The organism is Limnobaculum allomyrinae (assembly GCF_016649425.1).
Taxonomy (GTDB): Bacteria; Pseudomonadota; Gammaproteobacteria; order Enterobacterales; family Enterobacteriaceae; genus Limnobaculum; species Limnobaculum allomyrinae.
Genome location: NZ_JADRCR010000012.1, coordinates 17415 through 37226 on the forward strand (window position 1 = coordinate 17415; position 19812 = coordinate 37226).

The following is a 19812-nucleotide window of genomic DNA, read 5'->3' on the forward strand; positions in this document are numbered from 1 at the left end:
CTTCCTTAAAAATTCGGTTTAAAATCGGTAGCCACGTTATAAAAACTACGCGCTAAATCGTCCTGAGACTTAAAGCCGTAGCTCAGTGGACGATAGTTTTCAGTCTTGGTATCAAACAGATATAAAGCAGGAAAATGCATTATCTTCATGTGTTCAGCCTGCCCCTGGTTTTTACGGCTGCGGGGAAAAGCTGGATGAATAACGCCATCCATTGTGACTGGCATGACAGCTATCTTGTGCTCGTCACAAAAACTCTTAATTACGCTCCCCATCAATTTATCAATCGGTTCATTACCGCGATAAAAGAAGAACACCCCGTATTGATCCGCCAGCTCACTGATAGCCGCATTTTCCAGTGCCCGATCGGTAGCCTGCTGGGTGCCAGCCGTACCGTTGTAATGACTGTATTGCAGGTTGTAATCCAGCTCCGGATAGAGAAGATTGGTTTTTTCCCAGCCTTTGGTGAATGCACCGGCTTTATTCGTCCAGAAGTCCTGAAGCAGTCGGTAACGCCGAATGTTTTCCGGTGAGGGATAGAGAATGGCCGTATCCAGTGCCGCCTGAGTCTCTTTCTGGATGGCATCCTTTTCCTGAGAAGGCGTCATGGGTACCGATGGCGCTAAAGGCGTTTCTTCCTCGTCCAGTGGCTTTGGCGGCTCCGTATACCACTGCCAGCCTTGAGGGTGATAAGATAAATCAGGACTGGCATTCCCCTCACTGGCATAACTTGATGATGAAATGAGTGACAACGTAACGAGCATAGAAAGAGAATGGCGTAATATCATTGCGCCGCTCCCTGGCCTTTCTTGCCAATCTCTTCTTTAATCTGCTCCTGAACGCGCTGCATTAATTCGTTTTCTTCAGGGATCTCCAGGCCAGACTCCAGGTCATCATAGAAATTACGAAAATCCAGATTGTCGAATTTAATTGAGACAAGTTCATCGATGGTTATTCCGCGACAGTTCGGCGATTTGGCACTACCAAAACCGATACCTAACTGCCACTTACGCCCTTGCTGCTGAACGATTTGGGCCAGTTTGGAATCAAAGACACAGTAAGCGCGTTTCTTTTCCAGACAAACACCGAGAACCTTTTTACTGCAGTATTCGCCAATATCGACCGTCAGTTTCCGCTCTTTCGCTTCACCTAATGCCTTTTCTTCGCTATTGCAGCTGGATAAACCAATATCATGGCCCCAGCCAGAGTCTTTACAGCAGTTACTGAATCCCACCGCTGTTTTTCTGCAAGTTTGTCCTTTACCAGTAAAGGCTTTGATATCTGAGTTATTCAGCTCTGCCACATCATCGCCAGCAGCGGCCACTGCGGCTAGCTGTGATACGGCCTGTTTAAACCCGTTATCCTGACCTTGCTTTACCTGCTCACACAGACCGTCACTGCAGAAGAACTCTCCGCCACACAGCATTCCTTCCGCTTTGGTCACTTTTTCGCATTCATACGTCACGGCTTCATTAATGCAGTAACCAGCATCTTCGGAATAAGCGTCACACCCGCGACCAACTACGGTACAGGCGGGACTGCTGGCAAACTGACCGCAACTGCCTTCTGTAGCGCTCTGTGTAATATAGGTATCCCTGTAAGCCCAGCACCCCTGATAAATAACGTAAGGTTTACCGTCCATATACACCGTTTTGTTACCACCGGCCTCAACACATTCCGTCTTAGCCAGTACGCCATCAGACTTGCTGAACGGACAGAACTCAGACCATTCCACTCGTGGGTCCCAAACTCGCCCCGGCACCGTCATCATCATCGTGATGGAAATATTAGCTTTACGACTATTGAAAGTATTTGTGGCTCCGCCCGCCAGGCTACTATTTCTGAAGTTCATATAACCGCTCACCACCTGGCCCTGAGATAAACCAATACCCGCTGCATTCAGTGTCAGCGTGACCGGGTTTAGCCAGGTACCATTCCATGTGCTGTTGAAGATACCCGTGGTTGTCGTGAGCAGTAGTCCATTAGGACTTAACGCCATCGTCGCGCTGTTAATGGTGCCACTCGCTGGCGCAGTGAAGCTAAAATACATCGTCGAACCATTTTGAGAATAGGTAAAATCTGTTGGCTGAACAGTGAAGTATTTAATTTCAGTAATGTCTCTCCAGGAGCCCGTAAGGCTTGAAGAACGCGTACAAACTTCCTGTACATTGACATCCCGATTACACACATGGCGACTGAAGGTGATAAAATTCTGCGTATGCTTTGTACAAAAGTCACCGGTACCACCGGTGACGGCTTCCGCGTTTTTCTGAGCGGTCAGACCGTTTTCCAGAAATGGGGCATCCATTGAGATGTTATCAGTCGGATTATTCACAATGGAATCCGCTATGGTTTTACCGGACTCTGAATTAGCCAGCTGCTCTGCCCCTTTTTCACCAATAGAAGTTGATGTACCGGTCGTTCCTGGCCAGTACCCTTTTTCCGGAGGATTAGCGGTATACCCCTCAACAGCAGTGGAGGGGTCGAACGTTTTGATCGCGTTCTTGCTAGATCCTGAAATTTGTTTACCGAATCCGGAACCAGCACTGTAATCACTATTGGCTTGGCTATTATTTATAGCCAGCGCCATTAGGACAATAATTCCAATAATAAGAGTAATATAGAATGTTATTTCACAAACGAAATCCGTGGTTGATGTTTTCCTAGTCATTATGACTTTACTCCCTGAAGTATCCTCTCAGCCACTTCATGGCACTCCCCCTCTTTAGCTATGCGCTCTAAGGCCTCACGCAACCGCAGATTGCCGCCAATCCGGTCAAACTGGTTCTCACCACAGGTCACAACCAGTACTGGCACGTTTTCAATCCCATAAGTACGAAACGCTTGCGGATCAATATTGACACCGCCCCGGTTGGTTTCTGCCACTAACTCGCTGACGGCTTCCATGGTTGAGGTCATGTTTTCACCGACCATGCCACGGATATTGGCAGGGATATGGAAGCGATCGGCCTCAGCAATCATTCTCTTCAGGCCGGCGGTGGGAATGGAGAATGACACAAAATAAATCGCCTGCGGAACAGGCTTTGTTGCTGGCTTAAACATGTCCTGTTTACGCGTTTTCATCTGTTCAATGAAAGACCTGTCCTGAGTAGTTACTTGAGGCGCTGAATAATTGACTGATGGAGGCTCTGCCTGTGCCCGAATGGTTTCTTCCATCCGGACCTGCTCATTAATAAACTGCTGTACATCCCGCGCCGAATCCGCCGCAAAGCTACTGCTCATCGCAAACATTGAGAATACAAAAATAGACATCCGCTTCATTTCTCGCTCCTTACAAATACACGCAGTTACGTTTGCGCCACATCAAATAGCCATAATTATGGCGGTCTGCCGGTGTCATATGTCCGGTTCCCCAAATCATGGTGCTTCTGCCAACGGGATGACACATTGCACTGTCGGGGATCATATTGGTCATCTGATAACGCCAGCGCTCTTTAGGCATAATGGGAGAGGGGTACTCATAACAAACGGCTGTGTCCGCACCAATGGTGTTCATGATCATACCCTGGCGATGAAGCTTGAATGCCATTTTCTCAGCCAGTAAAGTTGATGCGTTCAGCGGACTAAACTCATTGGACGTATGGCCAGTGAAGGGATACATGCTGCCATGCGCACCGGCGCACCAGAACAGCGCATCTAATGGCTTCCCGAAGAAGGCAGCCGCCGCATCAGCCGCGCACGCTGCCTGTGCGATGACATTGTTAAACAGCATGGCTTCAGGGCTGAGAACCAGCGCAACACTACTGACGTTCCAAGTCGGGTCCAGCTCAGAGAGATAAGCAATATCCATATCGCCGCCTTCCAGACACCCCGCACTGGCAATGATGTTAAGCCAGTAGGTCAGCGGATATTTATACCAGTGAACCTGATAAAACGTGCCTTCAGCACGACCGACATCACCATCGGTACCGGTTCCGATATTAAATCCACCACCAAGTGTTGCCCCTAAATTGACCATGCAGAAAGGAGCGCGGGTCACATCTACCAGCGCTACCGGCTCCCAGTAACCCATCGCTATTCCGATCCGTTTAAAAATCGGAGGCGGCATCGGGCAGACCTGAATCGGTGAGGCCGGATTAGGGGTGTCGACATTAATACCGGCAGATACGGCGGCACTACCAATTGAAATCGGGAAAATGCACAGCCAACAAACGTCAGTAATGGGGTTAACAAATCGACCCTGACATTCAACAACAGCGGCTTGGCTTGCCGATGTAAAGAATAAACTCACGAGTAGCACAAAACCGGCCAGTTGAGATTTCATTGGCTGACCTCCGGCTTAATCATATCGACACGCAGTTGCAGACCACCTTCCGCCGCAGTAACCCTTGCCGGAACGGCCGTAATACCAAATTTCCGGGTCATGGTACCGCCCTGATCAAAGTAAATCCGTGTAGACAAGGCTTCAGTGGCTGTTTTGATATTGCCGTTAACCAGAACGATGCTAAAAGCAAGCGTCTTAGGTTCCTGGCGTTTCATCCATTCAACCTGCTCCGGATCATCACCATTAATAAAGTACAGTGTGTGATTAAACGGTACGCTTTCCAGCGGGTTAATCCGGTTTCCTTTAACGGCAAACACGGTGCCTTTATGGTCTGCAATATCCTGACTGACGGTAAATGTCGGGTCGAAATAATGGGTCTGGTTTTCCTGTACTCTGCTTATCCCCTCAACGGGTACTGGCCGTAAGCTGTTTTCTTTAACACGCTCAGTAAATTCCGCTTGTTTCTGCGCCAGTTCTCCACTTTTTTCCATGACTGACAGTCGATTGTGGATAGCTGACAACATATCTTCTTCCACAACAGGATAGAGATCCCCCCAGACGCCGAGATCGACCGCCTGTACCGGCAGAGAAAGTAAGAACGTCAGCACAATGGGTTGAATCAATCTCATGATTTACTCCTTGCGCATCCATTCAGAAACATCATGTTGTATATCGGCAGTGATATCCTTTGCGCCGAAAACGACTGCGGGCTTCACCAGAATCAGGGCGCGATTCTCTTCCTGGTACTGAATCAGACTGGTATTGAGTGCATCCGTAAATTTTGCGGACAGCACAGCACTTTGTTCTTCGCTTAATGAACGACTCGCCGCCTGTTCCATAAACTGGTCAACCGTACTTTTCATATCGAATGTCACAATGCTCTTATGCGCCGGTGCCAGCCATAAAACCAGCAACAGCGTAATGCCGGCATTCAGCAGGCAGATAAAGACAATCGCTGCCAACGATGCCTTCAGGCAGCGTTGACGTCGGGGACTGCGTTTAATGGTTTTTTCTTTTGATGTCTTCATGTTACCCCTCCCTGTTAAGCCGCTTCAGACCAGCTTTCAAGCTCATCCATTTCTTTTGGCCAGTTGCGCCATGCCAGTTCATAGACCGCATCATGAATATGCATGCCCTGCTCTCTGCGCTGCTGGATAAACTCAAAATCTTCACCGGTCGATGAGAACATCGCCCGGCTGAGTGGATCAACGAACAGGCGATGCCAGGAGTTGGTATCATTGATACTCAGCATAAAAGAGCTGAACCACTGGTCTTTGGCCTTGCCAAATTTGTTAATGATCTGGATTTCGAGATCGGTGAACTGCCCCTTCTGGGTCTGGTTATAGGTTTTGAACTCTTTTGTGTCCTGCTTGAGGATAATTTTGTAGGACGAGTTACCCCACGCCGCTTTAGCTGCTGAAGAAGCATCAGGCGCATCGAAATCTTTAATATTCTGGGTAATAGTGATGTAGGCCCCACGGTGACGACGAGCAGTCCGGTAACCCGTCTCAATAAAGTTACCCACTTTTTCATTTTTGAAGTTCAGCAGCTGCCAGCCTTCATCGATAACACAGATTTTCTTATGTGCCCGTGAACTCTGATACATCCGGTTCTCAATATAGATAATCAGTGAGAACATCACAGCCACCAGTAAATCCGGTCGACTCTTCAACCCACCTAATTCCAGCACCACCATCTTTTTATCATCGCTTAATGACGGTTCTGTGCTGTTGAAGTATTTTCCGTAAACGCCTTTTGTTGTGTATTTCTGAAGCAGCATGATAATTTCATCCATACGGCCAGTAATACGCTCTGACTGCTTATAATTTTCATGCTCTTTCGCTTCCTTCAGATACTCAACGACATCATCGATGAGGGCACTATTTCCTTTTGTATCCCAGGCCCAGACCACCGCCTCCAACAACAGAGATTCATGAACTTCATCTAAGTTGCCGTTAGGACTGGCCAGAACGGAGAGTTGATCACGAATACGTTCGGCACTGGTCTGGATATCAATGACGTTGGCAAACGGATTGAAATTCAGGTTCTCACCGTGAAGGTATACACCACCCATGTTTTCACACAGGGATTTGTAGCCATCACCCATGTCAAAAATCCAGGCATCACCGCCAGAATCCAGCACCTGACGAATGGTGGGCTGAATAAGGCCGGTTTTACCGGCACCGGAGGTACCGCAAACCGCCATGTTGTAGTTGGTATTACCCAGGTAATCCGCAAAGATATCCAGAAAGGCCAGTTGATTACGGTAAGACGGCACCAGAAGCCCCCCCGAACACAACCGGTTATCGGCGACCAGTGGCAACAGGTTAGAAACATTATCGGTTCGTGCCCTGCAGGTGGCACCACTGACCTTCAGTTCATTCCAGAGTCCTTCTCCTGCCATAAACGGGAACATGGCCAGATAATTACGCATCTGCATATAGGTAGGTGAATACAGTTCCAGACCATTTTTACGGAAGGTATTCACAATCTGTTGTTCAGTTCGCAGGGCGACTTCATCATCATCTTCGCAAAATGCGGTCATATTGAAGTAATAGCTGGCCAGTGCCTCCTGACCACTACTTAACCCGGTACGCAACTGCCCCCATTCTTTTGCCTGAGTTTCGGTTTTTGGAAAGAATTTGGCGTAGGAAGTACGCGCCCGCTTATCCAAATCCATGAATTTACGGTTGGCTTCCATCTGCGCACTGGCCTGATCTTCCACAATCAGCGTCATGGTGATAACAAACGGGCAGGAAATGGACAAATCATTACTGAGCAGGTTGCAGATATTGTCTCCGCCCTGCCAGAGAGCAAACATTTCCGGATTCTTTTCCAGCATAAAGTTCATGACGCGGGCACGCGGTGACACTTTCCCCGGCGAACGTAAACCCAGTGACAGGTGTTCAGGATGAACCTGCAGGTCAAACCCATTCTCAACACACTGGTAATTCAGCTCGTTGTATTCATCCACCCGTACTTCCGGACGATACAGCGAGTCCGGACGGTGATTCACCATTTCAGAGACAATACGCAAAAAGGCCTTATCATCAGCGGGCTCAGTCGCTATCTTTGCCGCGTCCAGGGACGCCCTTAAAACCTGCATGGTATGATTCAGCTCCATGATGGCCTTTTTGTTACTCTTACGGGCTTTAACACAAAATGAGATATACAACCGGTAATCGCGCAGGGTTAACGGCAAACCCAGTGGTGAGTTAAACTGAGACTGGGCCGCTTTCTGGTAATAAGCACGGGTGATTTTGTTAAACAGTTCCGCCTGCTTACCGGCCCAGGAGAAATCCCGCATTCCGTCATCGATTTGCTGCCCCACCACTTTGCTGGAGACCAGATGAAAAGATATGGGGGTTTTACGGGGCAGCTTGGTGCGCAACAAATTTTCCAGGACCTGCACGATATGTTCATTCGCACCAATTAACGGCTGGGCTTCCAGCATAAAACCGATGGTGGAGGCATTAATAAAAAAGCCCGTTTCTTTATCATAATCACGATATGGCAAAACCCGACTGAACTGAGGGTATTCCAGTTCACCCAGTATTTTATTCGCCTCACCGGAACCGTCCGGTAATTTCAGTCCGGAAGCCAGCCGGTTCGCTGCCTGAGTAAGCTGCTCAATAAAACTCATAATTAGACTATCCTTTGCGCCAGTAACTTAATTAACAGACTGTATTTGCTGCCAGGAAGAAGGCTTCACCACAAACAGAACATGTCCGGGTTGATGCAATACATCATCAGCATCGACATAGGGCGCCACCCATAAACGCGCAGTACCTTCATTTAAACGATGGGCTGTCACTTTCTTTTCCTGGGGACAAGTCGTCACCGTGCAGGATGCCAGCGTAACCAACGGTTGCATTGGGTAGGTTTCCTGTTTTGCAACTTCATAAGCTGCGCCTGCTGAATGTTTAAACAGCGCTTTAACCTCCGATTCCTGAGGCTCCGAGTCCAAATTAATGGGTGTAAATACCAGACGTTCATCTTTATTAAATGGATTTGTCGCTTTGGTATGTTGAGCCGGCGTTTCCGGCACAACAGCGTCACTCGTTAAAGCCAATTCCGGTAGAGCGCTAACCTGGCCTTGCGATACGCCCGCAGCCGGAACGGCTTTTGAGGTATAGGTCATGGACTTTGCTTTTTGGTTTGCCTCTTCCATTGTCATACAACTATCAGAGGTTGTTGCATTGCACTCAAACTCACTGTTAACGCCAGCGCAACCAGTAAGTAGTAATACTGTTGTTAATAGAGATATGCTTATGAACCGCATGATGTATTAGTCCCTTTATGGATAAGTTTGATGACCGTGCTATTGCCAATTTTGATAATTGCAACACTAAGAATGTTGACACTCAGCACAATGAATAACGGGAATACGATGTTCAGTTGATGAAAGACAGCAAACATTTCAGGCTGGGTTGATTTCATTGCAAGGGTGTAGCTAAATAAAGGTGAATGAGCCACATACCACCGAACAATGCTTGAGCCGAACTCACTTAACATCAGTGAGCTAGAAAATAGAATCCACGCCAGGCATAAGCATTTACTTATCAATTTATTCATCACATTTACTTCCTTCATTTGTTTTCTGCCCGGATAGCAATTCGATACGAGTTGAGCAATTGGAAATAACTGCATCCACATCTAAATTCTTCAATTCATCGGTATTTCGTTGAACATCGAAATACTGATAGAACCTGGTATATTGATAAAGTGAGGTCTGTTGCTTACTCATGAAACCGTCCTTTGGTTACTGAAACCTGTTTTGCCATAGAAATTAATATCTGCTCTGCCCGTTCTGCATAAATGAAGAGCGTTTTAACTACGGCCAGAATCGGCCCAACACAGAGAGAACCTATTGGATTATCATGCAGAAAGAATTCCTGCTGACGCTGATACATCGCCATCGCAGACTCCGGCGAAGCAACGATATGAGAAACAAACTCCTCGGGTAACAACACAATAGGCACAATCAGGAACAGTCCAACAATGCACGACAACAAAAGGAGAACTTTACCGGACTCAACAACACCACGCCCCAGCAACAGGAGCCAGGCTCGCCAGCATTCGCCCCCTAAAAAAGCACGCTTAAGACAAAATAAAGTCATCCGAAATATCGCAATTTTCGGCGGGGTATAGTTTTCGGTAATATGATGATCGTATGAGTTAATCATGGCTGAACTCCCTGACTGACGGTGGGTGCCAGCATCTGATTGACCTGATTGATGGCATGACTTTGAATCTGGTCTTTAGGCGGAATATTGGCGAGTGAAACTGATTTGTTGCGGTTATTCTTATTAGATGCCTCAGCGATACTCTGTAGCTGAAAACCGTCCTGAAAAACGATAGTCACTTCATTACCGGCACCAATGGGAATAATCGGGTGGTACTGTTCAGCGCGCTTAATGTAATAATCACTTAAGGTACTGGCAGCCTTACTGCTGCCACCACCAATACCTGATTTCATAACATCACCGGCACCCACGCTGGCTGTTGCCCCCACACCAACAGCAGGCGTGGCAACACTTTTCATTCCTTCGCCGATGCCATCAATAAATCCGGCACCAAACGCCCAGCCCAGAATTTTGCCATTACGCATAACCACATCACCTTTGATGCCGTTTTTACCCATAAAATTCACATGGCCAGCAATGTCCTGGTCGATGATATTTTCAGGTTTACTGTGCAGGGCATCACTGTGACCTTTACTGAAGTCACAGCTAATTTTACGAGTCCGGACGATAGCTCGTTCACTGGACACATCCCCGTAAGCAGACAAACTGATGAAGCACCCAGTAAGGTCGAATACTTTGTCATTAGGCATCTGAACCTTGCCCGTTAAACGCACTTGCATGGGTGCCGTGTTTTCATTACCCGTCACAGAGGCGTTTGTATCTGCGCCTTCGATAACTAACGAACGGGCAAAACTACCAGAAGGGATATAAGGATAGCGCGGCTGGGATTGTGCATTATCGGAATAATCAAACGAGGTTCGTTCCAGCTGACCCGCTGGCGGCGTAACCGGAACCGGTACACTGACCGCTGGCTGCCGGCCATCACCTTTACCCGGATAATAATTGGTTGGTGGCGCAATAAAATCAGGCATGCCAACACCCGGACCTGGCTCACCCTCCGGCGCATTAGGAGAAGCTGCAGGAACATTCAGTTGCTCTTTCAGGCGTTGATTTTCCGCCTCCAGTGCCATCAATGCTTCGGTATTACTCAGTTCATTCTTTTCAAGCGCATCCAGTCGCTTTGCCAGTCGGGCATTTTCCTTACGCTGTTCAGCAATAGCTGCCTGCGTTTCAATCATGACATTACGCTGAACTTTGTTATCAAACTGAGTGTTCACCACCCCGGTTAAATCCGGCGCCGGCTCGGCAGGTTTCGCTTTTTTCGATGGTTTCGACATTTGGCTGGTCCAGTACCATCCGCCGCCAATTAGCACACTCAGGCCGACAACAATAGCGATGGCATACATCATTTGTTTTTTCTTCACACGAGCATTGATATTGGCCATTACCATGCTCCCTGAATATCGCGAATAACAAACATATCAATAGCGCCGCCCGCAGCCAGCTTATCGGTCGGGTAGGCAAACATAATTGAACGGATACCCTGAACCCAGAATGCTTTCTCCTGAAGAGGAAGGGATGTTGAGCTACTATTTATTAACTGATAGCGTGTGACGCTGAGATTTCCGCCCGCCCAGCTTTTTTGAGCAGAGGCGGATAATCCTCGTGACACCTTAATGGATTGGTTCAGTACAGGAACAGAGGTATACCCTTCAGGCACACGCCCCTGCAGGAAAGATTTACCCAGGGAAACCAGCAAGGCCTCATAAGGCTGAGATTGCTCCCAGCTTTTAGCCGTATCCCGATGGACTGGCATCATCGCCTGCAGTCGATAAGACTTACCGGCAACCGCTTTAGGTGAGGCATGAACAGAGAATGCCTGACCCCGTTCCGTCTCAATAAACAATGTGAAGGGTTTCTCAGTGGTCGTGGCAAATATCAGCGCACCATCTTTGGTATTACGCTTATCCGTTAACATGCCAGCCGCGCTATTGATGGCAATAATGCGATCATCAGGAACCACAATGAGGTTAGGATTGGTGTTGCTGATATCCAGCCGAAACTGACCGTTAGCCGGGAAATTCAGCGAGGCTGGGGGGCTGGCTGCAAAAACAGCTGGAATGGCACCCGACATCACCACTGACAGAAAAAGAATACATCCGGTTTTACTGCTTCTCATTTTCAGGCTCCACAAAACGGGTCAGATAGGTCACACCGTTGGCGTATTCCAGCTCAAGGATGTATCGTTTCGTCTCTTTTTCTGGCTTGCTGTTACCAATCCAGGTATAGAGAATGCCGGTCACTTCAATGCGGGGATTATTGGGATAAATGAAATAACCCGTTTGATGGAAAACAGATGTCACGCCAGATTGTTTTATCCGACGCGCTTCTTCAGCCAGGGTGACAGACAATTCCGGTTGTGAACCCGGCTTGATGTAGCGCAAAAGAAATTCATGTTGTGCATCCACATTACCGGGAGACACATTTAAGCGCAGGCCGGCGAATGTCATTGCCCACATGAGCTTTAATTCCGGACTGGCGGTATTCATTGAGATAGCAAAAGGGGCGTTGTAAGCCATGGGTGTCACAACGATTTGCTGGTCGTTTCGCAGGCTGTCTATCGTTTTAGCCATAATAATGATGGCTACCAAAGCCAGAAAAGCCCACACACCGAGAATAATAAAACCAAAGGTGATCACCCGGTCTGTCGAGATCCTTGCGGAGTGCAACATTGTATCCCTGCCTATTTAGTCCATTGTCTTAAACACGAGTCGGGAATGTGTTTGTAGACAGATTTAAAAATCAGGGTTGGCAGGTACCAGTACATCAGGTTGTACAGCCACATACTCCCCTTCCCTTTTTTAACTTTACGGATGAGTAGCCAGAGAACGAATGCCATAACAAAACCGAATATCGGTTTATTAATCCAGAGCCCCCACCCAGCAACGGAAACAACCGGAATAATTTCTTCTAATGGCAGACCAAACCAGCGTTCCTGATCCGTCAGGGTTTTCGGGAAACGATATGGGTAGAAATCGTCCCGTTGGTTATCGTTTCCCGACATTTCAATAACCTCTATTAATAGCCTGCAATCAGCAGGGCAACGTTAATAAAGACGGACAGGATGATGATGCCGCCCAGAGCGCTGAACTTTTTAGTGATGATATAGGTAACGGCAGCCGTTGCTGCTTCACCTAACAATACCCATTTCCAGATAGTGGCATCGGAACCCAGCGTTGCCCCTACGTTGGCATCACCAGGAGCCAGTAAATCAGTACCGCCAGCTAACACAGGGGTTGCCACTAATGCGCCCATCAACACAGCAGGAAGAACTTGCATGACTTTTTTAGTCGCATTCTTGAACAGACTGGTCAGACGGTTACTTTTTTTGGATACAGAAACCCCTGCCACTTTTTTAATAAAAGGCATAAATTTAATTCCCTTAAATAAAACGAATTGATTTTAAGTTAGGCTAATCGATTAAACCGGTATCGGTGAAAATAACCACCGCTATAACGCCCGAAAGTTAATTACATAATGAAGACGTTATGACTGTAATTATTCAAACAGACTCCCTTAATTTACAAAAATCAGGATTAATAAATAAATCGTAATATTCGAGGTGTGCCTGAATGCGCCGGACGGCCTCATCATTTTTAGTCAGGCCCGATACTCTGGCGGATTCGTTCAATAAATTATTCAGGGCAGGTTTAATAAAAATAGAGAGCGTCTTCACCGTGATCGTGTGTTTAGCTGGTTTCTTTACAGGGTTAATATGTAACCGACGGGACAGACTGTCCTCCAGTCTTACCTTGGCCTCAACGCGCTTTGAACGCCAGGTTGTCAACGCAGCCTTCTCTAAGGCTTCATGCAGTCCAACGTCCAGCGCGACGTTGATTAAAACATCATTCGGAGAATAAAGATTATTATTGGGCGTGTAGTCACTCATCACCATCACCTGAACAAAGAAAACTTGATGAGGTATATCAAATCAGAAAATATAGATAAAATACAAGGACACACACAAAAATAACTGGGGTAAAGATTACCCCGTAAATTAAATTTAATCCTTTAAAAACAATCAGATAATCATTGGAAAATAAAACTAATTTACTATATTGAAAGTCTCTTTTAAGAGATATTGAGGGATAATTTGATTAAACGAATTATCTTCACAATATGTGATAAATTCATCCAAACAATTAACATTTGCCTTTTTATAAATTCTTTCAATTCTTTTTCTTATTGTTCTATCAGAAATAACCAAATAATTTACCATAGACTTGATAGTAAATCCGTTTAACATAAGAATTATTATCATCCATTCTTTATGAGTATATTTACTTGTAGGTATATTTGAAGATAGTCGATAAGGGAGTTTATTTGAAAGTAATGATTTTATTGAAAAAAATATAAATTTCCTCCCATGAAAAACAATTCCGTTACAATTACCTTCTTCGTCTAATAAAGGAAATTTATCAAATAAATAGGGTTCAATATCTCCATATTTCCTATATTGTTTTATTTCAAAGGAACTGATCAGCTTTTTATCTTTAAGAACTGACTCTTCATGGCTTTGATATTCCATATAAAAATCAGAGTAAGGAGCAGGAAGATCACTATCTTTTAGTCCAGTAATAGCAAAATTTTTTGGTAATCCCAAAAGGTCATGAAATGCATTGTTAGCATAGATAAACTTAGATTCAATATCTTTTATTCCCCAAGGTTCATTACTACAGGATAAAAATTGAACTAAAGGTTGAATTTGATCTATACAAATAGGTTGAGATCCAAGTGATGGATCATTATCATTACGGGCAGCCATAGCAGCCTCCATATCAGGTTGTTGTGGTTAGCCGGTAAACGTGGCGACAACCACGTTTACCGGTGTTCTTCTAACACCTAAATAATACAAGATTAATATTTGATATTCCACACTTATATCCATATTATTTCCATCCATTAATAAATATTATTTTTCTTTTCAATTGAAAGCTTTGGTATCAAAAGATTGATAATAGTTAACTAAACGACTATTCAATTAAAAAATAATCTATTATCAATAAAATTGAATTGTATATTTGGATTTATAATTTACTTAATTTGAAATTATAATTTAAGTTTTACACAGAATATTCTGCATTACCACTAGTAGAAATAATAGTTTTTTAGATTAAAATTTAACCAATGTGATTTGGTGATATAAAAATCATGCCTGATACATTCATACCCATAGAACTGTATGAAACGCTTACAAACTCAGAAAAAGAGAAAGATTATTTTGAGGCGCTTCAGTTAATTGTTTTAAAACTGGGATTTACCTACTGCGCCTATGGCATTATGGAGAGTAATAATATTTCCGCTACACCCCCAAAAGTACTGAATAACTACCCTATTGATTGGGCGGATATATATGTTAAAAGAAATTACTTCAAAGTAGATCCGACGGTTCAACATGGATTAAATTCAACACAAATGTTATTGTGGACACCAAAACTATACGAGAAGTCGCCAGAGTTCTGGGAAGAAGCTCGTTCATTTAAAATTTGTCATGGCATCTCCCAGTCACAAAAAGACATTTACGGGAGAATAGGAATGCTAACATTTGCCAGCTCAGACCATAACCATGATACAAAATTCTTCAATCAATATTCAAAAACGCTTATTTGGTTATCGCATACTTCTCACTATTTTCTGGCTGACAAACTATTACCTACGCATATTCATCCTCTCGAATATGCATGTTCAACCAGAGAAAAAGATATTCTTTTTTGGATAGCTGAGGGTCTGACAGCAAAAGAAATATCTGTGCGGCTCTCCGTTTCAGAGAGCACGATAAATTATCACATAGCCAATATGCTCAAGAAATTGTCAGTGCCAAATAAAGCAGCAGCTATCGCCAAGGCGATAATAACGAATATATTAAAATTCTAACGGAAACTCTGACCATGAATACACAGATACTGATTGATACCGTTAAAGAGTATTTAGAAGAGAATCAGTACCATTCATCCAGTAAAGATATAAATAATATTCTTAATACAAGAAATGAAGTCCCATTAATGATATTAGCAATGTTAGTTGAAAAACCATTATCTGATGCTATGGTGAATGAATTGAGAGAAATTATAGAGCATGGTGGGAGAGTTACTGGGTTATGGATATCTGATATAGCAAGGTTTCATGATAATAATTGAGATTATCCACATCTAGATTATCACCCTGTTATATATAACAGGGTGATATATAATCATGATAAATGATATAGTTACTTCTTTATTATGAAAAGGTCCGGTCAATGAAAATATTATTTTTAATGATATCTACCCTACTTCTGAGTTCATGCATTACAGGCCACGTAACAGAAGAGGAAATGTTGGAATATAAAGGTAAAAATATACAAGTATTCATGAGTGAACAATACTTATGGAATTATAGAAAATCCCATAACTCACAAAAAGTGATAAATGACAGAGTATTCTTTGATGACAGCGCTATATTTATAGAAGAACAAGTAAGTGCAGTATCAGAAAATATAAAGCGCTTATGTAGGATAAATGGTGGCGCATCAAAAATAACACCACTGAGTGGGGATATTAGATTAGACTTAAGGAAAACACATCAGCTATTGAATAATTTAAACATAAGTCTAATATTCAAAGAGTATGACATGTTTAAAGATGTATCAATAGAATTAAAAAAAGAGGGGGCGAAAAATAATTTTTACTTCAATAAACTACAAGAATATATAGAGAAAGAGTACTTTTTTGATAATTTTATCTGTCAATTAGATGGCAAGCGTAGTTGGTCAGTATCTGTTTACCCAATGCCTCCAAGAGAGGATAAAAGCCAAATTGATTCCATTTTTATATTTGTTATAGTAAATGAAATTTAAGATTTTAATAATAAGCCCTATAATTTAATAACGTATAGGGCTGTATCAAAAATTACTCTTCACCTTCCTCTATTGCAAAGAAATGACCTACCATATCGTCAGTATATTTTTTTATTTCTTGCATCATAAGAGAAAACTCAAACTTAGACATTCCTTTAATCTCTTCATTATTTGATGATATCGCTAATATTTTTTGAGCAGATGCATTAGTAATACTCAATTGTCTTAATATTTCTTTATTAAACTCCATTTGATTAAAACCAGATTCTTTCCTTGACTCTTGAAGTTCTTGAACTCTTAAACCTAATTCAATTAATTTTGATGCCTCACTTGATTTATTAGCATCTCGCTCAGTTGCACCCTCTTCCAATTTTCTTTCCACTCGAGATAAAATCTTTGAATACATTTCATTTGTGACAAACACTTGTATTTTAGGCATAAAAAACAGTCCTTTTATTAACCAATAAATTAGAATCCATCTTAGACTCCAAGAGTGATATAATCAATAAAAAAATAGACTCCAGGCAGATTCCAAATCTAGAATCTCATTAGACTCCTTTCATTCTAATTGTTTGATTTTAAATAACGGAATCCATAAAGAATCCATAAGAAACACACTTAGACTCCAACTGGAGTCTTAAAAGATTCCAATAAAAACAATAATTGATATTAAAAATTAAATTTAAAACATAACTAACTGATTTAAAATAATAATCATGCAAAATGCAATTTTGCGTGGTGTGTGATGTTTATTAGTTAAAAAGTGGGCATATTAATGGTGGTTTTTCTTTTGGAATTTTTATAATCCCGGTCTGGTCTTTTTTTTTGAAAAATGCGAGGATGACCGTATAACAATCTGAAAATGGATGTTCTTATGATTAGATTATTTCTATTATCTTTATTTTTAATATCTTTTTTTTCCAACGCATCGGACTGTTATGATCGTGCGGGTCGTGATTACCAAATAGATCCAGATTTATTACGCGCAATTTCATTCCGGGAGTCATCGTTTCGTCAGAATGTGATGAACATTCAGTCCAGGGAAAGTTATGCAATTGGCTATATGCAAATTCACTCACAGAACTTACAGCATTTATCTAAATTTGGAATTACCGCAGATCAACTCTATTCTGACGGATGTATGAATATCTATACCGGTGCATATTTCTTAGCACTTTCCTTTAAACGGTTAGGTAAAGGATGGGATGCCGTTGGTGCATATAATGCTGGTTTTGCTAAAAATACGAAACAACAACAACGCCGAACCAAATATGCAAAAGAAGTCTATGGTATCTACAAGAGTATTAAAAGTAACAAATCTGCTTCGAATTAAATTACAACACCAAAATTCTTATCCACATATGCACATGAGGAGAAGCCAAAGATAATTTATCTCCGACAAGAGGTAAACATCTTGGGAGCGATTTATTGCCGCAAGGCAATAAACGACGACTGTGTAGATGTGGATAAGATTTTCTAAATTAGGGAGCCCCTGGGGGCGGCGGGACGAATGAAATTTATTTCATTCGGGTGGGCGGGGGAAATAAAGTTTTATACCCTCGATGGGTGTAAAACTTTAAACGGCTTACCAATCAAAAGTTTCAAAGCCTTCTATAAAATCTCCATCACTATCAAAAATCAATATATCTACCGCTTCAAACTTCATCATGGCAACAATAAACTTTCTTAGTTCTTTTGATATCCCATTACTTTTTAAATCTAACACAGGCTTTCTGATGGCGTATAATCTTAGCATATAACCATAGTTATAACTTAAAATGTAATTACCCGTACCAGAATCATTATTATCTCTTGCTAGTTCTTCTAGCATTTCATTATCCTTTAGCGTGAAATGCCCTGTACTGCATATAATAGTTTTTAGCGTTTCCATGTACACCTCTATAGGGCAGGTGTAAACCTGCCCTTTTCGTTTTATTTTAGAGTTCCCATAATATTTCTGATAATTCGTTCTGTAGACTTCTTGTGCAGAATTCTTGCCCTACATTATAAAGCCTCCCGGTTCTATAATCTTCTACTGTAGGTTTTTCCTTGCCTGCAAATTGATATTCATATTTATCAACTAATATTCCGATCGCTTCATTTATAAATTCGTCTGAATATTCTCTAGTTAATGAAATATAACTTGCACTTCCAAACACTTCGTTGAATGCGCTTACATCATCATAATGATAATCTTCATAGGCATTAAATCGGCCTGTTTTATACTTCGAACAAATATTATTAACATCGTCTTTTTTTGGTCCATCTATCCATGATATGGTAATACTTCCAAAATGATTTTTTCTTACCGAAAATTTAACGCCATTGAATTGTTTTTTCAGTTCAATTCTTATATTTTTTGCTGCCAGTTTTCCGCTATATTTATCGCTGCCTTGTATCAAATGTTTATATTTATCTGAAACTTTAAAATCACTAATAGCATTGTTAAACTCAATTTTTTCTTTTTCTTGATCTGCTTTTTCTTTTGCTTCCTTTTCATCGGAAAATTTTAATAATTTATCTATTTCTTCTTGGGCTAGAATATCTTCACGAACATACCAATCTGAACCACCTAGCAAAATACTTTCAGGTAAATGACGATATCGAGTACCTTCATAATAAATAATATCAAACTTTGCACTTCCACCCGTAACAACAACACCGCCACCAAGAACTTTAACAGGAGTTAAACCTTGTACGCCATGAATACCATATACCACGGCCTTACCATATCTTTTATGTTCGATAACTTGGCCAATTTTAATTAACCCTTTTTCATTTTTGATTGGTTTCATAATTAATAAACCATCTGAGCTTATTTCTTTTAAATCCACAGGGTCAAATAAACGACCATCAGAGGAAGCTGTGTAAGTCATACCAGTTTCAATGTGCTGATATAAATTTTCACGAATATGACGATAGGGCACATTCTTTGTTGTTAAAAAAATTGTTTCTGAAGATTCGTGAGCCGCGGTCTTGACGTTTTGTTGTGACATATTTCTACTCCTGCTTGGGTTAATAATCTGTTTCTGTGAGTTCTTTCGCCGCAATGGGCGTAACGAAGACGGACCGAAGGCAGGAAGCAAGGGCGGGAGTAAATATTTATTCGGGTAAGCATCGCGGCCGGATAAATATTTATGGACGTTTAGTTACCCTTGCTGGATAACTGAGGTTTGGCTACGTTCCAGCCCAGGCGAAAGGGCTTACAGCAACAGATAACCAACAAAAGCTGAATATGGCACAACCCGACACGACGGAACGGCGTGTCGCCATTAACGACCTGCAGTTCCTGCAGGTCAGTGAAAGCGGCATGGCCAGAATGGCCATAGCAAGCGCCTGCCGTTGACCTTCAAGCATCGGTTGCTATCCGACAGGACAGAGACGCGCCAGAGGCGAGGCTCTGCGGAAGTTGGTTTGCGCTGGCGCGGACCAACTGAAGTGCAGGCGACGAGCTGGCACGGCCAGTGAGCCGAAGGTGCCCCAGCAGTAAATGCTATTAATCTTCAAGATAATTAAAATTCAGAGGATGAAGGTGCAGGCGGATACAA

24 protein-coding genes are annotated in these 19812 nt (G+C 43.0%); 4 read left to right on the forward strand and 20 right to left on the reverse strand.

The annotated features are described in order from the left end of the window. Window positions 1-5: 5 nt before the first annotated feature. The 17 genes from traF to I2494_RS17910 form a co-directional block, all read right to left on the reverse strand. Window positions 6-785, reverse strand: a complete 780-nt coding sequence (gene traF / locus I2494_RS17830; protein ID WP_218468420.1) for a type-F conjugative transfer system pilin assembly protein TraF — start codon at window positions 783-785, stop codon at window positions 6-8. After that, the gene (gene traN / locus I2494_RS17835) at window positions 782-2668 is read right to left on the reverse strand and encodes a type-F conjugative transfer system mating-pair stabilization protein TraN (protein ID WP_218468421.1); all 1887 of its coding nucleotides are present in this window, start codon (window positions 2666-2668) and stop codon (window positions 782-784) included. Before traN ends, traF begins: the two co-directional genes overlap by 4 nt. Further along, entirely contained in the window at window positions 2668-3279 is a 612-nt protein-coding gene (gene trbC, locus I2494_RS17840) for a type-F conjugative transfer system pilin assembly protein TrbC (protein ID WP_218468422.1), read from the reverse strand. The genes traN and trbC overlap by 1 nt, the downstream gene beginning before the upstream one ends. Before the next feature lie 10 nt (window positions 3280-3289). After that, window positions 3290-4282 carry a conjugal transfer pilus assembly protein TraU gene (gene traU, locus I2494_RS17845; RefSeq protein ID WP_218468423.1) on the reverse strand — a complete coding sequence of 331 codons (993 nt, stop codon included), beginning with the start codon at window positions 4280-4282 and terminating at the stop codon, window positions 3290-3292. Continuing rightward, window positions 4279-4911 carry a type-F conjugative transfer system protein TraW gene (traW, locus tag I2494_RS17850; protein ID WP_218468424.1) on the reverse strand — a complete coding sequence of 211 codons (633 nt, stop codon included), beginning with the start codon at window positions 4909-4911 and terminating at the stop codon, window positions 4279-4281. The genes traU and traW overlap by 4 nt, the downstream gene beginning before the upstream one ends. 3 nt (window positions 4912-4914) lie before the next feature. Continuing rightward, entirely contained in the window at window positions 4915-5310 is a 396-nt protein-coding gene (trbI, locus tag I2494_RS17855; RefSeq protein ID WP_218468425.1) for a type-F conjugative transfer system protein TrbI, read from the reverse strand. A gap of 14 nt (window positions 5311-5324) precedes the next feature. After that, window positions 5325-7925 carry a type IV secretion system protein TraC gene (gene traC / locus I2494_RS17860; RefSeq protein ID WP_228351002.1) on the reverse strand — a complete coding sequence of 867 codons (2601 nt, stop codon included), beginning with the start codon at window positions 7923-7925 and terminating at the stop codon, window positions 5325-5327. A gap of 27 nt (window positions 7926-7952) precedes the next feature. Then, window positions 7953-8564, reverse strand: coding sequence for a type IV conjugative transfer system lipoprotein TraV (traV, locus tag I2494_RS17865; protein WP_218468426.1), 612 nt, complete (start codon window positions 8562-8564; stop codon window positions 7953-7955). Window positions 8565-8849: 285 nt separating this feature from the next. Further along, complete coding sequence (locus tag I2494_RS17870; RefSeq protein WP_218468427.1) at window positions 8850-9029, reverse strand: hypothetical protein; 180 nt, start codon at window positions 9027-9029, stop codon at window positions 8850-8852. Further along, window positions 9022-9468 carry a hypothetical protein gene (locus I2494_RS17875; protein ID WP_218468428.1) on the reverse strand — a complete coding sequence of 149 codons (447 nt, stop codon included), beginning with the start codon at window positions 9466-9468 and terminating at the stop codon, window positions 9022-9024. The genes I2494_RS17870 and I2494_RS17875 overlap by 8 nt, the downstream gene beginning before the upstream one ends. Beyond that, a complete protein-coding gene (gene traB, locus I2494_RS17880) occupies window positions 9465-10814 on the reverse strand; it encodes an F-type conjugal transfer pilus assembly protein TraB (RefSeq protein WP_218468429.1) in 1350 nt (449 codons plus the stop codon). Before traB ends, I2494_RS17875 begins: the two co-directional genes overlap by 4 nt. Beyond that, complete coding sequence (traK, locus tag I2494_RS17885; protein ID WP_218468430.1) at window positions 10814-11548, reverse strand: type-F conjugative transfer system secretin TraK; 735 nt, start codon at window positions 11546-11548, stop codon at window positions 10814-10816. The genes traB and traK overlap by 1 nt, the downstream gene beginning before the upstream one ends. Beyond that, a complete protein-coding gene (gene traE, locus I2494_RS17890; RefSeq protein WP_218468431.1) occupies window positions 11535-12101 on the reverse strand; it encodes a type IV conjugative transfer system protein TraE in 567 nt (188 codons plus the stop codon). The genes traK and traE overlap by 14 nt, the downstream gene beginning before the upstream one ends. Before the next feature lie 11 nt (window positions 12102-12112). Then, window positions 12113-12433, reverse strand: coding sequence for a type IV conjugative transfer system protein TraL (gene traL, locus I2494_RS17895; RefSeq protein ID WP_218468432.1), 321 nt, complete (start codon window positions 12431-12433; stop codon window positions 12113-12115). A gap of 14 nt (window positions 12434-12447) precedes the next feature. Beyond that, a complete protein-coding gene (locus I2494_RS17900; protein WP_218468433.1) occupies window positions 12448-12798 on the reverse strand; it encodes a type IV conjugative transfer system pilin TraA in 351 nt (116 codons plus the stop codon). A gap of 133 nt (window positions 12799-12931) precedes the next feature. Beyond that, complete coding sequence (locus I2494_RS17905; protein ID WP_218468434.1) at window positions 12932-13318, reverse strand: TraY domain-containing protein; 387 nt, start codon at window positions 13316-13318, stop codon at window positions 12932-12934. Between the two features lie 156 nt (window positions 13319-13474). Next, window positions 13475-14194 carry a helix-turn-helix transcriptional regulator gene (locus I2494_RS17910; protein WP_218468435.1) on the reverse strand — a complete coding sequence of 240 codons (720 nt, stop codon included), beginning with the start codon at window positions 14192-14194 and terminating at the stop codon, window positions 13475-13477. Window positions 14195-14580: 386 nt separating this feature from the next. Here I2494_RS17910 and I2494_RS17915 point away from each other — a divergent pair, with 386 nt between their 5' ends. The 3 genes from I2494_RS17915 to I2494_RS17925 all read left to right on the forward strand — a co-directional run bounded on the left by I2494_RS17915 (window position 14581) and on the right by I2494_RS17925 (window position 16264). Continuing rightward, entirely contained in the window at window positions 14581-15303 is a 723-nt protein-coding gene (locus I2494_RS17915; RefSeq protein ID WP_218468436.1) for a LuxR family transcriptional regulator, read from the forward strand. A gap of 14 nt (window positions 15304-15317) precedes the next feature. Then, entirely contained in the window at window positions 15318-15566 is a 249-nt protein-coding gene (locus I2494_RS17920) for a hypothetical protein (RefSeq protein WP_218468437.1), read from the forward strand. A gap of 101 nt (window positions 15567-15667) precedes the next feature. Further along, window positions 15668-16264 (forward strand): hypothetical protein, encoded by a 597-nt coding sequence (locus tag I2494_RS17925; protein ID WP_218468438.1) that lies wholly within the window; start codon window positions 15668-15670, stop codon window positions 16262-16264. 52 nt (window positions 16265-16316) lie between these two features. On the opposite strand, the gene traM is transcribed toward I2494_RS17925, so the two are convergent. Next, entirely contained in the window at window positions 16317-16703 is a 387-nt protein-coding gene (traM, locus tag I2494_RS17930; protein ID WP_218468439.1) for a conjugal transfer relaxosome DNA-binding protein TraM, read from the reverse strand. A 435-nt stretch (window positions 16704-17138) separates the two neighbouring features. Between traM and I2494_RS17935 the strand changes: the two genes are divergently transcribed. Further along, window positions 17139-17597 (forward strand): transglycosylase SLT domain-containing protein, encoded by a 459-nt coding sequence (locus I2494_RS17935; protein ID WP_218468440.1) that lies wholly within the window; start codon window positions 17139-17141, stop codon window positions 17595-17597. A gap of 252 nt (window positions 17598-17849) precedes the next feature. On the opposite strand, the gene I2494_RS17940 is transcribed toward I2494_RS17935, so the two are convergent. After that, window positions 17850-18155, reverse strand: coding sequence for a DUF5983 family protein (locus tag I2494_RS17940; protein WP_218468441.1), 306 nt, complete (start codon window positions 18153-18155; stop codon window positions 17850-17852). Window positions 18156-18201: 46 nt separating this feature from the next. After that, a complete protein-coding gene (locus tag I2494_RS17945; RefSeq protein ID WP_218468442.1) occupies window positions 18202-19260 on the reverse strand; it encodes an LPD29 domain-containing protein in 1059 nt (352 codons plus the stop codon). Window positions 19261-19812 lie beyond the last annotated feature (552 nt).

Coding starts and splice junctions, on each gene's coding strand:
- traF (WP_218468420.1), bottom strand. CDS start 785: ATGATATTACGCCATTCTCTTTCTATGCTCGTTACGTTGTCACTCATT.
- traN (WP_218468421.1), bottom strand. CDS start 2,668: ATGACTAGGAAAACATCAACCACGGATTTCGTTTGTGAAATAACATTC.
- trbC (WP_218468422.1), bottom strand. CDS start 3,279: ATGAAGCGGATGTCTATTTTTGTATTCTCAATGTTTGCGATGAGCAGT.
- traU (WP_218468423.1), bottom strand. CDS start 4,282: ATGAAATCTCAACTGGCCGGTTTTGTGCTACTCGTGAGTTTATTCTTT.
- traW (WP_218468424.1), bottom strand. CDS start 4,911: ATGAGATTGATTCAACCCATTGTGCTGACGTTCTTACTTTCTCTGCCG.
- trbI (WP_218468425.1), bottom strand. CDS start 5,310: ATGAAGACATCAAAAGAAAAAACCATTAAACGCAGTCCCCGACGTCAA.
- traC (WP_228351002.1), bottom strand. CDS start 7,925: ATGAGTTTTATTGAGCAGCTTACTCAGGCAGCGAACCGGCTGGCTTCC.
- traV (WP_218468426.1), bottom strand. CDS start 8,564: ATGCGGTTCATAAGCATATCTCTATTAACAACAGTATTACTACTTACT.
- I2494_RS17870 (WP_218468427.1), bottom strand. CDS start 9,029: ATGAGTAAGCAACAGACCTCACTTTATCAATATACCAGGTTCTATCAG.
- I2494_RS17875 (WP_218468428.1), bottom strand. CDS start 9,468: ATGATTAACTCATACGATCATCATATTACCGAAAACTATACCCCGCCG.
- traB (WP_218468429.1), bottom strand. CDS start 10,814: ATGGCCAATATCAATGCTCGTGTGAAGAAAAAACAAATGATGTATGCC.
- traK (WP_218468430.1), bottom strand. CDS start 11,548: ATGAGAAGCAGTAAAACCGGATGTATTCTTTTTCTGTCAGTGGTGATG.
- traE (WP_218468431.1), bottom strand. CDS start 12,101: ATGTTGCACTCCGCAAGGATCTCGACAGACCGGGTGATCACCTTTGGT.
- traL (WP_218468432.1), bottom strand. CDS start 12,433: ATGTCGGGAAACGATAACCAACGGGACGATTTCTACCCATATCGTTTC.
- I2494_RS17900 (WP_218468433.1), bottom strand. CDS start 12,798: ATGCCTTTTATTAAAAAAGTGGCAGGGGTTTCTGTATCCAAAAAAAGT.
- I2494_RS17905 (WP_218468434.1), bottom strand. CDS start 13,318: ATGAGTGACTACACGCCCAATAATAATCTTTATTCTCCGAATGATGTT.
- I2494_RS17910 (WP_218468435.1), bottom strand. CDS start 14,194: ATGGCTGCCCGTAATGATAATGATCCATCACTTGGATCTCAACCTATT.
- I2494_RS17915 (WP_218468436.1), top strand. CDS start 14,581: ATGCCTGATACATTCATACCCATAGAACTGTATGAAACGCTTACAAAC.
- I2494_RS17920 (WP_218468437.1), top strand. CDS start 15,318: ATGAATACACAGATACTGATTGATACCGTTAAAGAGTATTTAGAAGAG.
- I2494_RS17925 (WP_218468438.1), top strand. CDS start 15,668: ATGAAAATATTATTTTTAATGATATCTACCCTACTTCTGAGTTCATGC.
- traM (WP_218468439.1), bottom strand. CDS start 16,703: ATGCCTAAAATACAAGTGTTTGTCACAAATGAAATGTATTCAAAGATT.
- I2494_RS17935 (WP_218468440.1), top strand. CDS start 17,139: ATGATTAGATTATTTCTATTATCTTTATTTTTAATATCTTTTTTTTCC.
- I2494_RS17940 (WP_218468441.1), bottom strand. CDS start 18,155: ATGGAAACGCTAAAAACTATTATATGCAGTACAGGGCATTTCACGCTA.
- I2494_RS17945 (WP_218468442.1), bottom strand. CDS start 19,260: ATGTCACAACAAAACGTCAAGACCGCGGCTCACGAATCTTCAGAAACA.